Below are 14,788 nucleotides of genomic sequence, written 5' to 3' on the forward strand. Positions count from 1 at the left end.
ATTTGCTCAGGTTTCCTGAAACTAGCATCTTCAAGTGGAACGGGTATATATGTTAATCTAAACTAATCAGTATTTCAGTCAAATTACCTTGGCGATCGACCAGTAATGAAATATCACGCGCTTTTTTCATCTCTGCCATCGCTTGCATTGCCTGTGTCGGAGCAATTAAATCAAAACCATTCATTTGAACAGCAACATCACCTGCTTTTAAGCCCGAAAGTTTGAAAAATTCGGGTTTTTTACCTGGACGAAGTGTGTAACCTATTATATTTCCGTCTCTACGTTTCGGTGAAATTCGTAAATAGTCGCCTATTTTTGCCGGATCTTTAGAAAATTCAGTGCGCAGATTTTTCGCTGTTTCAGTTAATGCTTTATTATTTCTTTGGTCAACAACACCCAAACCTGAAGATTTTGGTCCTACAGTAGATTGAGTTTTTCTTTGGCTTGTTTTATTAACAACTTCTCTTGCTGGCTGACTATAATCAAAGCCATCAAGCATCAAGGTTTCTAATCGACCCGAATGCTTAATTATCACGCGGTCTATTAATACTTGTTCAAGATTAGCCCGTGTGCCAATGATGATATCGCCTATGCCATAAGTATCTTGCTGACCTTGATTTTCAATAATCGCTGCAGCGATAGATTTATCATCACTTGCGACCAGACCCGTCAATATTAAATTTAGTTGGGTTTCAGGCACATTCGCCATTTCAATTTCAGATGTTTCACCACTACTTTCATTATATTGACCAAACAGATTAAGCGATTGAATTTTAGCAACATCAATTGTCTTATTTACTTTATTAGGATTGAGGTTTTTGGCGTTGCTATTAATTGAAGAGTTTTGACTCGATTGTGTTTGTGATACAAGTGACCAAGTTATTTTTGCGCTTACATAAGCAATATAAACTAATAATAATGCCATCACTATTTGCGCAACTCGTCGATGACCAAGTTGAGTGAATAATGATGTGAGCGCTGTCATGTTAGTGGGAAATACCATAGCTACTTATATTGTTGTTATTTTAAATAATCTATTCATTTTTAGCCGCAGCCATATGTTAGATTTTTGTTAAGTAAACACGAATGATACTTGACCGCAAGGTTAGCAACAAGCCATAGCCCGAGTTTTTAAGCTCTTTGAGCAAATTAAATCGTAACTAAATAGTAATTAAGTCGCTTAGGCTAGATAAATATACCCAAGCCAGTTGGGTATACAAGGTTGTATTGTTAATTTTCAGACCAATATCTTTCATATAAGTTCCAGCTTTCAGGTTTATTATGTCAACAAGTCAAGATCCTCAAAAAAAGCCAATTCGCTTAGACAAATGGCTTTGGGCTGCAAGATTCTATCGAACCCGCGCTATTGCTAAACAGATGATTGATGGCGGAAAAATTTTTTATAATGGTCAGCGTACTAAGTCGGGAAAAGCCGTCTCAATCGGTGATATAATAAAAATCAGACAAGGATTTGAAGAAAAAGAAGTCACCGTTATCGCATTAGCTGACAAACGCAGTGACGCTACTTTTGCTCAAACCTTATATCAAGAAAGTAAACAAAGTATTGAAACCCGTGATAAAAATGCCCTAGCACGTAAGCAAGGTATTCTCCTTAGCCCTGCTAGTGTTACTAAACCAGATAAAAAACAACGTAGAAAACTACGTGAATTTAAAGAAAGGATCTAATTGCCATGAGCCAATTCAATGTATTAAATCGCTACTTATTTACCGATGCCCATGCCCGTGGTGAACTCGTAAAATTAAGTAGTAGCTTTGAAAGTATTATTAAAAACCATAATTATCCTGTCGGTGTAGAAAAACTACTTGGTGAGCTACTTTGTGCGACTTGCCTATTAACCGCGACCCTCAAGTTTGAGGGTGATATTACCGTGCAATTGCAAGGTGATGGCCCTGTTGGTTATATGTCGGTTAGCGGCAACAACAAGCAACAAATGCGTGGCATTGCCAAAATGGCAGAAGAAACGTCAGCTGATACTCTGCAAACGTTAATTGGTAAAGGCACTATGATTATCACTATTCGCCCTACTGCTGGCGAAGCCTATCAGGGTGTTGTTGCTTTAGATGAAGAGAGCCTTGCCGATTGTTTAGCGCATTATTTTGATGTTTCAGAGCAAATACCTACTAAAATTTGGTTGTTTTGTGATACTGAACAGCAATTAGCCGCCGGTGCTTTAGTGCAATTATTACCTGATGGCGACGGAAGTACTGAAAACAAAGAACAACAGCAAAGTGACTTTGAACATTTGTGTCAGCTCACTAATACCATTAAAAGTGAAGAAGTCTTTTCATTAGAAGCTGAAGCATTGCTTTATCGTTTATATCACCAAGAGCAGGTCAATATATTTGAGCCACAAATGGTTAGCTATCTGTGTGGCTGTTCTGCTGATAAATGTTTATCGGCAATATCGCAAATTGAACCAAGTGAAATTAAAGCGATATTAGCAGAGCAAGGAAAAATTTCGATGACCTGTGATTACTGTATCACTACTTATGATTTTGATGAACTAAGCTTAAAAAGTTTCATTTCGAAAGTTAATCATTAAAAAAAGCACCCTTTTTGTAGCAATAATCAATCAAAACCCGCACTATTAATTATCACTTATTCCATAAAGTGATAATTAATAGCTAACCAGTCCCTCCCTACACCCCCTTAATTACCTGACTTGATGAATAAAGGAGCGAAATAAACGTAACTTTCATGGTAACCATTCATGCTATTTATAGTGAAAACTTTCACAATAAACTATTTTTTACTTTCGTTTTGTTCGCTATTACCCTAAAATACCCCCAATAATGACAGCATGAAAACTTTCATGACTTGCTTCATTAATCGACTTACTTAAATTAAAATTTGTCATACTTAGGAGTGAATTTGCTATGACCGCCCCGAAAAACTCAATTGATTTGTCACAATACGGCATCGACGATGTTAACGAAGTTGTTTATAACCCATCGTATGAGTTACTTTTTAGTGAAGAAACTAAAGCTGGCCTTGATGGCTTTGATAAAGGCATAGTAACTGAGCTTGGTGCAGTTAATGTAGACACGGGGATATTTACCGGTCGCTCTCCTAAAGATAAGTATATTGTTCGCGATGATGTAACTCGCGATACAGTGTGGTGGTCTGATCAAGGTAAAAATGATAATAAAGCTATGACTCCTGAAACATGGGATCACTTAAAAGGCTTAGTAACCACACAACTTTCTGGTCAACGTTTATTTGTTGTTGATACTTATTGTGGTGCTGATGAAGCAACACGCTTAAAAGTACGCTTCATTACTCAAGTAGCTTGGCAGGCACATTTCGTTAAGAATATGTTCATTCGCCCTACTGATGCAGAGCTTGAAAACTATGAACCTGATTTCGTGGTAATGAATGGCGCGAAAACAGTTAATGATAAATGGGAAGAGCAAGGTTTAAACTCAGAAAACTTTGTTGCTTTCAACTTAACTGAAAAAATTCAATTGATTGGCGGTACTTGGTACGGCGGCGAGATGAAAAAAGGTATGTTCTCAATGATGAACTACTACCTTCCATTACAAGGTATTGCTTCAATGCATTGTAGTGCAAACGTTGGTGAAGATGGTGACACTGCTATCTTCTTTGGTTTGTCTGGCACAGGTAAAACAACACTTTCTACCGATCCTAAACGTCAACTTATCGGTGATGATGAACACGGTTGGGATGACAATGGTGTATTTAACTTTGAAGGTGGCTGTTACGCTAAAACAATCAACCTAAGTAAAGAAAATGAACCTGATATTTACAATGCCATTCGTCGTGACGCTTTACTAGAAAACGTTACTGTTGATGCAAATGGTAAAATCGATTTTGATGATAATTCAAAAACAGAAAACACACGTGTTTCTTACCCAATTCATCATATTGATAACATTGTTAAGCATATTTCACGTGCTGGCCACGCGAAAAAAGTTATTTTCTTAACGGCTGATGCTTTTGGTGTTTTACCACCAGTAGCTAAATTAACTCCAGAGCAAACAGAATATTACTTCCTTTCAGGATTTACGGCTAAATTAGCGGGTACTGAACGTGGTATTACTGAACCAACACCAACTTTCTCAAGTTGTTTTGGTGCGGCTTTCTTAAGCTTACACCCTACACAATACGCAGAAGTTTTACATAAGCGTATGGATGATGCAGGCGCTGAAGCTTACCTTGTAAATACTGGCTGGAATGGTACTGGCAAACGAATTTCTATCAAAGCAACACGTGCTATTATCGATGCAATATTAGATGGTTCAATTGATAATGCTGAAACTGAAATCGTTCCGTTTTTCAACTTAGAAGTACCTAAAGTAATTGATGGTGTTGAAGGTGATATCCTTGATCCTCGCAATACTTATGAAGATGCAAGTATTTGGAATGATAAAGCGGTGGATTTAGCGAAACGTTTTGTTAATAACTTTGAGAAGTTTACAGATACTGATAACGGTAAAGCACTTGTTGCTGCTGGTCCTCAGTTATAAAGAAATGAGTTCAAGGCTATTACTGAAATAGCCTTATTCAAGAGACAATAAAGCCAGATGTTAAATTATTAACATCTGGCTTTTTATTACCTAAAATTAAGTAAACTGATAAGTTATTTAAACACTAGAGGAAGGTAAACTTTTGCCTGTAAGCCGCCAGATGGCTTGTTAGAGAGCTTAACTTTACCGCCATGAGTATCAACGATACGCTTTATAATAGCTAAACCCAGACCGCTGCCTTCTGTTCCTCTAGCAGTGTCCCCTTGAGTAAAAGGTTGAAATAATCGTTCAATATCAGCCTCAGGAATACCTGCACCATTATCACTGACAATGAAGAAGGCATAGTCTTTTTCTACTCCCGTGAATACTTCAATTTCATCAGTGGTATAACGAATGGCATTTTGCACTAAATTTGCCAACGCGCGTCTAACGGCCACGTGACGTAAAGGGATTTTAGCGCATTCGCCCGGATGAAAAGTTATTACTCTATCAATTGGTGTTTCAACGTTCAGCACTTCATCAACTAAAAGGTTTAAATCACCGAGTTCTGCTTTATCTTTTGAGTCATGACGAATGTAATCAATAAATTGATCAATAATATTATTCATATCATCAATATCGGTTTCAATACCTTCTTTAAGAAAGTCATCTGACTCATTCATCATTTCACTAGCTAAACGTATACGGGTCAAAGGCGTACGTAAGTCGTGAGAAATACCCGCCATTAATAAATTACGATCTTCTTCGAGTTGCTTAATGCCTTTAGACATATGATTAAAGGCTTGCGTTACCGCCATAACCTCTGAGGTACCGCGCTCAATAAGTGGATCAGGAAAATCACCTCGTCCAACATCTTCTGCCGCTATCTCTAGTGACTTTAACGGTCGATTGAGCTGTCGTACAAAAACCCAACCGCCCATAACACTTAATAAACCGATGACAACCATAAAGAATATTAACGGCGAGAAACTTCCTTTCTCCATACCTATTAGCGGAATTTTTACCCAGAGGTGTGGTGCCTGAGGTGCTCGTATCCAAAAAAGATACTCATCGCCTTGAGAAATTCTCACTTCAGCAGGCCCACCAAGCAATGCGGACATTTGTTCAGAGCGATAAGGATATAATCCCGCATTGGCTAAACCAAACTTGTAGGCATCTTCTTCACGATAAACACCAATACCCGTTTCATTATGAAATGCCTTTGCCATTTTCGGGCTTAACTTGGCATCATTGATATCAATGAAAACAACACGTACCTGTTTAGCCAACAGTTGATTTATTTGTTGCTGGTTTGGCTCAATAACATAGAGCGCAAAAGAAATGTAGGAAACGATTTGATTGATAAAAAGTAAAAAACCTATCAATAAAACCGTTTGTCCAAAAGCACTGCGTGGCAATATTTTCATATATATAACTTAACTTGAAAGAACTAAGCTGGACTACCATCGGGAACAAAGACATAACCTAAGCCCCAAACCGTTTGTAAATATCTTGGCTTAGCTGGGTCTTCTTCAAGCATTCGACGTAACCGAGATACTTGCACATCGATACTACGCTCCAGTGCTGAGTAATCTCTACCACGTGCAAGATTCATCAATTTATCACGGGATAATGGCTCTCTAGGATGAGTAACTAATGCTTTAAGTACAGCAAATTCACCACTGGTTAAGGGCATGCTTAAATCGTCTTTTTGCATTTCACGGGTCGCTAAATTCAGGTGGTAACCACCGAAGCTAATAATGTTCTCTTCTAAAGCAGGTGCTCCAGGAGCTTCTTGAGTACGACGACGTAATACGGCTTTAATGCGAGCAAGTAACTCTCTCGGGTTAAAGGGCTTAGGCATATAATCATCTGCACCTAGCTCTAAACCAATAATACGGTCAACTTCATCACCTTTAGCAGTTAACATTACAATCGGAATGTTATTGGAGTTTTGACGTAAGCGACGACAAATTGACAAACCATCTTCGCCGGGTAACATTAAATCAAGTACTAATAAATGAAAGTTTTCACGTTCAAGAAGACGATCCATTTGTTCTGAATTAGCAGCACTTCGAACCGTAAACCCTTGTTCAACCAAATAACGCTCTAATAATGAGCGTAAACGCATATCATCATCTACTACTAAAATTTTAGGTGTTTCTTGAGTCATATGTTATTTCACCTTGCTCGGTTTGTTTTTTATTATAAATATTTACCCGTTACTATAAGTGATATTGCTTACAATAAGAAACTGGCAAAAGTAAAAGACCCTAAGTATTTGTTACAATTTATGTAATTCTTAACTTAGTGTAGATTATTTTAAATAGTGAATACTTTGCTCTGTTACACATTGAGTAAAACTTTTCTTGCGCTCACTGTGTGAAAGGGAAGATACCGCTTGTTTAACTAATGTCATCTTTTGATCTCGCTCTGCTTTCGGTAAATGAGCCAGTTGTTCTTGAAAGCAACCAAATAAACCAAAGTTTAATGCCACATCTGATTGCATAGTATCTTCACCTAAACAGCTTCCAAGCTTTTCAGCCAAGGTGTTTTTATCCATTCCAGTGATTAAGTAGCTTAACTTATAGTCGACTTTATCGAACTTCCTCTCCTGATTACACATGAAAAACATATCTGCAACCGCAACAATAGGGATTAATTGTTGATGTTGTTTACTAAAGCGTTTTTTTAACCATTCATTATGAGCCTGCTCATTGGTAGGATTAACATCAACGGAAGTGCTTGTTGAATTTACCGAATAAAGCCACCATGCTTGGCTGGGTAAAGCGTAACAAGTAAACACGACTAATAACAATTTTAACAGTATTTTCATATAACTAGGCTCTAACAGTAGGATTTATCTCTCTTGATATATTGTGCAACACAGCTAAAACTAAGTATATACCCGTTCCACTTGAAGATGCAGAATTCAGCTTGAATTATAAACGTTTTTAGACAAGGCATTGATTGAAGATAATGGTTATTCCCTTGTCGAAATCAATAACATAGTATAAAACGTTTATAAACCAGCCCGTTGGGGTAAACTGAGCAAAACATATCCGTCGTTACATTTTTTTTAAGGACGCTACATGGATGTAGCTTATTAGAGAATGCAGGAGCATATTCTCCTGAATGACCATTAACAAAAAATGTGCATTGATTATGATCCGCTCAGGTTTCCTGAAACGAGCATCTTCAGGTGGAACGGGTATAATTAACTTATGTTTAAAAAATGTAGGAAGTAATATGCCCAACGCACTAAAAACCTTAGCGACTCTATTATTAATAACTTCAGTATTACTGGTCACTTGTAAAAGTGCCTACGCTAATGATCCTCTCAATGAATTTGAACAAGCGATGGTGCAACATAAAGGTAAAGTTGTTTATGTTGATTTTTGGGCTTCTTGGTGTATTCCTTGTCGTAAGTCTTTTCCATGGATGAATACCATGCAAGCAAAACATCAAGACCAAGGGCTTGTCGTGCTGAGCATTAACCTAGATGCAGAGAAAAAATTATCAAAGGAGTTTTTGAAACAAACACCAGCTAACTTTGCCATTATTTATGATGCAAGAGGAAAGTTAGCGCAAAAGTTTAAATTAAAAGGTATGCCTAGTAGCTACTTATTTGATCGCCAAGGCAAACTCATTAGTGCCCACACTGGTTTTAATGGTAAAAAGCAACAACTGTATGAACAGGAGATATCAGAAGCATTAGCCCAATAATAAGTATGCAGATTAGAAGGCAGTAATTGAGCTAAGGATAATATTGTCAAACATTACTGCTGTTTTCATAGTCTATTTTTTTCGTGTATTTTTGGTGTATTTCACCCAAATGTAAAGTCCGCTTATTGATAAAACAATCAATAATAAGGCAATAAAATCCATAAAAAACACGCCAACATCGCCCAGAATACGGCCACTATGGCTATCAATAATAATGCGTTCTAAAGTGAGAAATTGAGCACGATAAGCCAGTTCAGCCTGTTGTATTATATCGCCAGAAACCTGTTCGGATTGCAGCCATTTGGGTGCCATTAGTGGTTGAATAACTTGCCAATCAAAAAAGTCGCTGTCAGTTTGATAATACCCCTCTGCACTATCAACTATTACTTGGCCGTTATTAATACTCATTGCTTTTATCATTTCAGGTACACCTGACTCCGTACCAAGCATATCAACTAACTCACCATTAAGGTTGTATAGTAAAATACTTTGGCGAGTAGCAATAACAAACACTTTTTGCTGATTATGTTTCAATAATAACTGACCCACACTAACAATTTTAGCATCGCTTTCAAACAATAAATGGCCCTTAAGCCAGACACTGTTATTAATTACCTGAATAGTTTGTTGCTGATAAAAACGAACGTCTTGGGGAACAGAGATACCATAATAATCAAGTAGCAGAGTACTTTTAATGGGTTGATGCGCCAAGGATAAACCATTGGTATGGTTAAGGGCGACTCCAGTAACAGATAAAAAAACAATAAAAAACGCAGCAAAAACGCCCAGTTTTCGATGCCACTTTCTAAAGGTGCGATTTAGTTGTTGAGAGAATGGTTTAACAGTTTTTTTCATAAATATGCAGCAACTAAATAAAGGCTTATAATCTTCTAAAGCTAGGAATAAAAAATAAGTCGTTATTTTGCCTGAGCATGTTCATTTTAGCTAGTATCTGTTTTAAAGAGTGACTTTACTATTTAACCACAGAGCAAGTCTGGCGACTTTTGTGGTTGCTCTAACCGATAAGGTTGCGCCCGTAATGCCATCAATATGCTGACTGAGCGTTTTATCTTTTGTCAGTGTTGCATGCGCAAATTGTTCACTATAAAAATCATGACGCACTTCATCGCCTCGGGTTTCTCTAAAAGTAAGCACTTTGAGCTGTTTAATTGCATCTTTATGAATGTGAACGGCAATAGTGATAGGTTTTTCTTTACCCACTTCATTTAGAATCCAGACGTTATCATTAGCTTCTTGCCAGTAACGAACCCGCATACGACTGTATTTATGACTAAGAATTTCTGCAATAGTTTTTTTATCTTCCGCACTTAACCACAAGACTTGCACAGCAGGCACTTGCTCATGAAAAATTCCCTTAAGGAACTCCTCAGATGTTTGATATACCCCTTTAGCCATAACATTCATCGCTAAAACGCAGTATAAAAGTACTAAAAATAAAAACTTTTTCACAAGTTTACTCTTAACTTTTAATAAATTAAAAAGCTCAACACTGCACAAGACAGCGTTGAGCCACTTAGCTTAACAGTTTATTTATTTGAATTAAAACTGATAGCCAAAGCCTAGGTTGAAGCCTTTTGAGTCTTTAGAACCACCTAAGTCCTCATAATCCGCTTTTAACACTACATTTTCATGTAAAAAATAGTTAACACCAACATTTGTTGATTCAACCGTTGTTGAATCGCTATTACCTGCGTTGTTGTCATATTCTGCATAACGAGCGAAAACGCCTACTTTTTCACTTATTCTATAAGAAGGCTCTACATACCAACCTGTTTGCTCATCACGACCTAACGCTTTTGCTTCATCACCATTGATGTCCCAACGCGCGTATAAAGCACGAACGGTGAAATCATTTACTTGATAAACAGCATGCGCTTCAAGTAATGTTGCATCTGCAGTATCAATAGGTGTGTCAAAATTATTACCACCCTGAGTAATATCTGTTTGATACTGTACCGTCGCTGCTAGCTCTAAACCAGTAATTGCGGTGTATTTCACACGACCAGTATAAGCAAGATTTTCTGCCGTTGCTTTAGCCACTTTTTGACGACCGTTACGAATTTTAAAGTCATCACCAACTTCTAAACCACTAGTCACTGCACCATCAAGACTTACACCGCCTACTGGCTTATAGTTAAATGATAAACCCGCTTCCCACCATGTAGCAGGAATAATGTTTTTCTCAACACCGTTACGTTCAACACCATAGAATGTTGGTGGCTCATGCGTTTCATTGATAATGCCTACAGGAATTAAGAACAAACCAACTTTAGAGCTTGTCGCTTCATTAATATCAACTTCAACATAGGCTTGTTCAAGTTCAACTTCCCCTGACTTTCCTTCACCAGCAATAGAATGCTCTAGTTCAAATTCAGAGAAAAAACGTACGCTATCAGAAAACTCGTGCCCGAAAAACAATACAAAACGGTGAAAATCTATCTTAGCATCTTGATCTTCATAGTTGTTGTAATGTAACTCACCATAGCCACCAATTGTAGTGTAAGCAAACATACTGCCAGAACTTTCAGTAACTACTTCAACTTGATCAGCTGTTGCTTCAAGTTTTTTTTCTGTTTCATTTAAACGTTGTTCTAGTGACTTTAGAACTTCTTGTTGTTGAGTAATGACTTTACGTAACTCAGTCGTTTCTTCACTAGCAATAGCTGCATTACTCGTAAGCAATGTCGCAATAACCGAGGCAATTAATGTTTTTTTCATGTTATTTATCCAGAGAGTTATGTTATTTAATGTGTCTTATATTTATTTTCCGACATTAAACCACAAAACAAACAAGAATCAATAGCATTTGTATTATTTATTAGATTAAAAAGTTATTTATTGATTCAAATCAGATAAATTGTAAGTAAGTATGCTACTAAAACGAAAAAACCTATTTCAGTTAAACTGAAATAGGTTTTTAAATAATACCAATTAAATTAAGTGCTATAAGCGTGCAATTAACTATTTTTGTTGTATATGTACATCACGTTGTGGAAATGGAATGCTGATACCTGCTTTATCAAATTCAACTTTCACTTTTTCCATCATATCGAAGTAAATGCCCCAGTAATCTTCTGCATTCGCCCAAGGACGAACAAATAAATTTACTGAACTTTCACCGTGTTCACCAACCCAAATATCTACGGCTTGGTCTTTAAGTACACGTTCATCGGCTTCAATTATAGTACGTAACAGTGCTTTTGCTTTAGCGATATCATCGTCATAACCAATACCAAACACCATATCTACACGACGGGTACCGTTAACATTAATATTGGTCACACAACCATTAGATAACAAACCATTTGGAATAATAATACGTTGGTTATCGAATGTTTTTAGGATGGTATTAAAAATTTGAATTTCTTCAACACTACCAACATAACCTTGCGCTTTAATGGCATCGCCATTTTTAAACGGACGGAATAATAAGATTAATACGCCACCAGCGAAGTTAGCTAAACTACCTTGCAATGCTAAACCTATCGCTAAACCAGCAGCACCTAAAATAGCAATAAATGACGCGGTTTGAATGCCGAGCATAGAAGCAAGAATTATGATTTGAATCGCTTTTAATAAAGTACCTACAATACTTAATAAAAAACGGTGTAAGGTAATTTCTACCTTCTTCTTTTCTAGTCCTTTACCTACTAGGCTAAGCACTCTTTTGATAATAAAGTTACCGACGAAATAAACAACGATGGCTAATATAAATTGTACGCCGAATTGCAGTCCCATCTCACCAAGCATTTGCATATAATGTTCTATTTTTTCTATATTGATTTCCATGAAAATGATATCCTAAGCCATGTTAAATAATAGTTAACGCTGAAGTTAACCTTTAATTTACAATTGTAAGCTTTCTGCAAAATGGTGTAAATTATATTCCGCTTTATTTTCAGCCTTCGAGCACAAAATTTCACCATATTAACTATTAAAACCTAACAAGGAACGTCCTTTATTATGGCAACCCTGCTATCTTTTTTTACTCACAAATTTTTTAAAATATTACTCGCTTTATACTTGGGCTTATTTTTATGCATTTGGCTGATTTCGTCGCCAGTAGCGAAACACTTTATCAACCCTATTTTAGCTGAACACCAATTACAGCTATCTGATGACGCGAGTATTCGATTTAATCCCTTTTTAATGCGTATCACCCTAAGTGATATAGACTTATCAAGTACAAAAAGCAAACAACAAAAGACTGTGTTTGCCTTGAAAGAATTAAAGTTACAAGTGGCTTTATGGCAATTAGCATTTGATAAAATTGTATTGAGTGAATTTTTACTTACCCAAGGTACATTAAAAATTACGCAGCATGATGACCACTTGATTATTGCTGGCGTAACAATTCCTCCTTCTACGGAAGATGAAGAGCTTACTAACGCGCAAGTTAACGACCAAGTAAATGAAGAGTCGATTAACAAGCCAACCGCAAGTCTTCCTTATCAGATAGTGTTACCTGATTTTCTCTTAAGCCAATTTACTATTGAAATTGAAGTAGCTAGTCAAAAACAACAGACTAAAACTCATTATATAAACATTGAACAACTCGCTTTAAGTCAAATAAAAGCAACCCAAACTAAGCAAGAAGGTAACTTAGCATTGACCGCTTTAGTTGATGAAACTCATTTGACCTTTACAGCGAATACCCAATTAATATCGGGTAAAGGTGATATCCGCAGTAACTTACTTATCAATAATTATCCTATTGAGAAATTAGCACCGTATGTTGAACAACTTACTGAATTAAAAGGCTCTCTTTCTTTTAATAGTCAGCAAACAGTGACTATTGCTGAACAAGGTATGAATTTTAAAGTACAAAAAGCTAACTTAAAGTTACAGGATTTATTGTTAGGTTTGGCTGAACAAAATTTTACTCTTCAAACCTTGCAACATGATTTTTCTGATGTCGCTATTAACCTACAAGACAACAAAATTACTCACCTAGCAGGTAATAGTAGCATAAAGCTAACTGATGCCCTTCTTAGCCAGAATGAAAGCAAAGCGACCATTACCGCTTTTAAACAACTTAGTTTAGATGACATCAATTTTGTGTTAGATGATGAGCCCAGTATTGATATCACCGATATAGTTTTGGATGAGTTACTTTTTTCTAAAAAAGCCACCTTAGCCGATGCTGTAGCCCAAAAAGCTATGGATAGAATCAATAAACTTTCTGCTGAAGATGGACTTGATATCGCTGCTGCTGCAATTGTAAAACTACCACCCGTCATGCAATTAAAACAATTAACGGTAAATAACATACATATCCACGAAAAAAGTGTTGATATCAATAGTATTATTTTTGACACATTAGTCGGTGAGATTATTGTTAAGGAAAACAAAGATATTGCTAACTTAATTCTGTTGAATGATAAAGCAAGCGAACAAAAATCTACACAGCCTAATATCACTGAGGAAGTCGCTGCCGTTGAATCAGAAATTAAATCAAAAGAAGCAGAAGCGAACCGTGATGGCTTTGTTTTTAGCTTCAAAGAGCTTCGTTTTATTAATGAAAATTCTTTTGCTTTTACTGATTTTAGTGTTGACCCTATCTATCAGCGAACGTTATTTCTAGACACCTTAGATATTGGTGCTTTAAGTAATGGTAAAAAGAAACAGCAAGACCAAACCCCTTATACCCTAGTGGGTCGAAGTAATAAGTACGCCAACTTCAATTTATCTGGTTATGTGCAACCTTTTTCAGAAGTTGCAACTTATCATATTAAGGGCGATTTTAAAGAGTTTTCATTACCTGCTATTTCTTCGTATCTGAAAGCTTCAACGGGTATTGAAGTGAAAACAGGCCAGCTCAATACCGCTTTAGATCTAAGTCTTACTGGTGATGAAGTTGAGGGAAATATAATTGTACTGCTACAAGCGCTAGAAACAAGCTTAGTTGATAGTGAAGAAGCCGGTAATCTAATTGATCAGGGTGCATTGCCATTAAATATGGCAATGGGCATGCTAAAAGATGGTGATGGTAATGTAGAGCTTGATGTCCCGTTAAGTGGGTCTATATCAGATCCAAAATTTGGTTTAAGTAGCATTGTTACTTTAATTACCAAAAAAGCGATTATGTCTGCAACACAAGATTATTTAATGACCACTTTTGTCCCCTATGCCAATATAGTATCTATTGCGATAACGGCGGGTGAATTTGCCTTAAAGTTACGCTTTGATGATTTAGAATACCAAGTAAAGCAAGTTGAGCCAGATGATCACCAAAACGCCTACTTAACTGACTTCATTGCCTTGATGCAAGACAAAGAAGATACCCGTGTAACTATTTGCGCTATCAGCACCCCAGCTGATATAGGCTTAAAAGCCGGCGTTTCTGTAGAAGACAAAGCAGATATTAAACAACTACTCGATATTGGCGAGCAACGTGAACATGCCTTTAAAGATCATTTAATTGAACAAGGTAAGATTGATTCATCACGTATTTTGTTCTGTAAGCCTCAAATAGACATCAGTGAAGGCGCAATACCACGTATTGGAATATCAGTCTAAATTATGGCTATCATTAATCGTTCAATGTAGTAGT

General features: G+C 36.7%; 13 protein-coding genes. 5 read left to right on the top strand and 8 right to left on the bottom strand.

The genetic code is table 11. The annotated features are described in order from the left end of the window. Window positions 1–52: 52 nt before the first annotated feature. Window positions 53–985 carry a type II secretion system protein GspC gene (gene gspC / locus ESZ36_RS03295; RefSeq protein WP_246128972.1) on the bottom strand — a complete coding sequence of 311 codons (933 nt, stop codon included), beginning with the start codon at window positions 983–985 and terminating at the stop codon, window positions 53–55. A gap of 296 nt (window positions 986–1,281) precedes the next feature. On the opposite strand from gspC, the gene ESZ36_RS03300 reads away from it, so the two are divergent. The 3 genes from ESZ36_RS03300 to pckA all read left to right on the top strand — a co-directional run bounded on the left by ESZ36_RS03300 (window position 1,282) and on the right by pckA (window position 4,509). Beyond that, a complete protein-coding gene (locus ESZ36_RS03300; protein WP_146783542.1) occupies window positions 1,282–1,686 on the top strand; it encodes a S4 domain-containing protein in 405 nt (134 codons plus the stop codon). Window positions 1,687–1,691: 5 nt separating this feature from the next. Further along, complete coding sequence (gene hslO / locus ESZ36_RS03305; protein ID WP_146783545.1) at window positions 1,692–2,564, top strand: Hsp33 family molecular chaperone HslO; 873 nt, start codon at window positions 1,692–1,694, stop codon at window positions 2,562–2,564. 334 nt (window positions 2,565–2,898) lie between these two features. Next, the gene (gene pckA / locus ESZ36_RS03310; RefSeq protein ID WP_146783548.1) at window positions 2,899–4,509 is read left to right on the top strand and encodes a phosphoenolpyruvate carboxykinase (ATP); all 1,611 of its coding nucleotides are present in this window, start codon (window positions 2,899–2,901) and stop codon (window positions 4,507–4,509) included. 113 nt (window positions 4,510–4,622) lie between these two features. Here the strand turns inward: pckA and envZ are convergent, their stop codons facing one another. The 3 genes from envZ to ESZ36_RS03325 all read right to left on the bottom strand — a co-directional run bounded on the left by envZ (window position 4,623) and on the right by ESZ36_RS03325 (window position 7,324). Beyond that, window positions 4,623–5,915: a two-component system sensor histidine kinase EnvZ gene (gene envZ / locus ESZ36_RS03315; protein WP_146783551.1), complete on the bottom strand. Its 1,293-nt coding sequence runs from the start codon at window positions 5,913–5,915 to the stop codon at window positions 4,623–4,625. A gap of 23 nt (window positions 5,916–5,938) precedes the next feature. Next, complete coding sequence (gene ompR, locus ESZ36_RS03320) at window positions 5,939–6,661, bottom strand: osmolarity response regulator transcription factor OmpR (protein WP_146783554.1); 723 nt, start codon at window positions 6,659–6,661, stop codon at window positions 5,939–5,941. A 144-nt stretch (window positions 6,662–6,805) separates the two neighbouring features. After that, the gene (locus ESZ36_RS03325; protein WP_146783557.1) at window positions 6,806–7,324 is read right to left on the bottom strand and encodes a hypothetical protein; all 519 of its coding nucleotides are present in this window, start codon (window positions 7,322–7,324) and stop codon (window positions 6,806–6,808) included. A 299-nt stretch (window positions 7,325–7,623) separates the two neighbouring features. Between ESZ36_RS03325 and ESZ36_RS03330 the strand changes: the two genes are divergently transcribed. Next, window positions 7,624–8,214 (top strand): TlpA disulfide reductase family protein, encoded by a 591-nt coding sequence (locus ESZ36_RS03330; RefSeq protein ID WP_246128973.1) that lies wholly within the window; start codon window positions 7,624–7,626, stop codon window positions 8,212–8,214. Between the two features lie 72 nt (window positions 8,215–8,286). Here ESZ36_RS03330 and ESZ36_RS03335 read toward each other — a convergent pair whose 3' ends face one another. The 4 genes from ESZ36_RS03335 to ESZ36_RS03350 all read right to left on the bottom strand — a co-directional run bounded on the left by ESZ36_RS03335 (window position 8,287) and on the right by ESZ36_RS03350 (window position 12,024). Further along, complete coding sequence (locus ESZ36_RS03335) at window positions 8,287–9,069, bottom strand: PepSY domain-containing protein (protein ID WP_146783560.1); 783 nt, start codon at window positions 9,067–9,069, stop codon at window positions 8,287–8,289. A 102-nt stretch (window positions 9,070–9,171) separates the two neighbouring features. After that, window positions 9,172–9,684, bottom strand: a complete 513-nt coding sequence (locus tag ESZ36_RS03340; protein WP_146783563.1) for an FMN-binding protein — start codon at window positions 9,682–9,684, stop codon at window positions 9,172–9,174. A 90-nt stretch (window positions 9,685–9,774) separates the two neighbouring features. Continuing rightward, window positions 9,775–10,953, bottom strand: a complete 1,179-nt coding sequence (locus ESZ36_RS03345) for a porin (RefSeq protein WP_146783565.1) — start codon at window positions 10,951–10,953, stop codon at window positions 9,775–9,777. 243 nt (window positions 10,954–11,196) lie between these two features. After that, the gene (locus ESZ36_RS03350; protein ID WP_146783568.1) at window positions 11,197–12,024 is read right to left on the bottom strand and encodes a mechanosensitive ion channel family protein; all 828 of its coding nucleotides are present in this window, start codon (window positions 12,022–12,024) and stop codon (window positions 11,197–11,199) included. Window positions 12,025–12,198: 174 nt separating this feature from the next. Between ESZ36_RS03350 and ESZ36_RS03355 the strand changes: the two genes are divergently transcribed. Continuing rightward, the gene (locus ESZ36_RS03355; protein WP_146783571.1) at window positions 12,199–14,754 is read left to right on the top strand and encodes a DUF748 domain-containing protein; all 2,556 of its coding nucleotides are present in this window, start codon (window positions 12,199–12,201) and stop codon (window positions 14,752–14,754) included. Window positions 14,755–14,788 lie beyond the last annotated feature (34 nt).

The sequence above is a fragment of the Colwellia demingiae genome (assembly GCF_007954275.1).
In the GTDB taxonomy this organism is placed as follows: Bacteria; Pseudomonadota; Gammaproteobacteria; order Enterobacterales; family Alteromonadaceae; genus Colwellia; species Colwellia demingiae.

Excerpts from the sequence above, each read along its gene's own strand:
- gspC (WP_246128972.1), bottom strand. The coding sequence starts at position 985 with ATGACAGCGCTCACATCATTATTCACTCAACTTGGTCATCGACGAGTT.
- ESZ36_RS03300 (WP_146783542.1), top strand. The coding sequence starts at position 1,282 with ATGTCAACAAGTCAAGATCCTCAAAAAAAGCCAATTCGCTTAGACAAA.
- ompR (WP_146783554.1), bottom strand. The coding sequence starts at position 6,661 with ATGACTCAAGAAACACCTAAAATTTTAGTAGTAGATGATGATATGCGT.
- ESZ36_RS03325 (WP_146783557.1), bottom strand. The coding sequence starts at position 7,324 with ATGAAAATACTGTTAAAATTGTTATTAGTCGTGTTTACTTGTTACGCT.
- pckA (WP_146783548.1), top strand. The coding sequence starts at position 2,899 with ATGACCGCCCCGAAAAACTCAATTGATTTGTCACAATACGGCATCGAC.
- ESZ36_RS03330 (WP_246128973.1), top strand. The coding sequence starts at position 7,624 with ATGACCATTAACAAAAAATGTGCATTGATTATGATCCGCTCAGGTTTC.
- hslO (WP_146783545.1), top strand. The coding sequence starts at position 1,692 with ATGAGCCAATTCAATGTATTAAATCGCTACTTATTTACCGATGCCCAT.
- envZ (WP_146783551.1), bottom strand. The coding sequence starts at position 5,915 with ATGAAAATATTGCCACGCAGTGCTTTTGGACAAACGGTTTTATTGATA.
- ESZ36_RS03335 (WP_146783560.1), bottom strand. The coding sequence starts at position 9,069 with ATGAAAAAAACTGTTAAACCATTCTCTCAACAACTAAATCGCACCTTT.
- ESZ36_RS03345 (WP_146783565.1), bottom strand. The coding sequence starts at position 10,953 with ATGAAAAAAACATTAATTGCCTCGGTTATTGCGACATTGCTTACGAGT.
- ESZ36_RS03355 (WP_146783571.1), top strand. The coding sequence starts at position 12,199 with ATGGCAACCCTGCTATCTTTTTTTACTCACAAATTTTTTAAAATATTA.
- ESZ36_RS03350 (WP_146783568.1), bottom strand. The coding sequence starts at position 12,024 with ATGGAAATCAATATAGAAAAAATAGAACATTATATGCAAATGCTTGGT.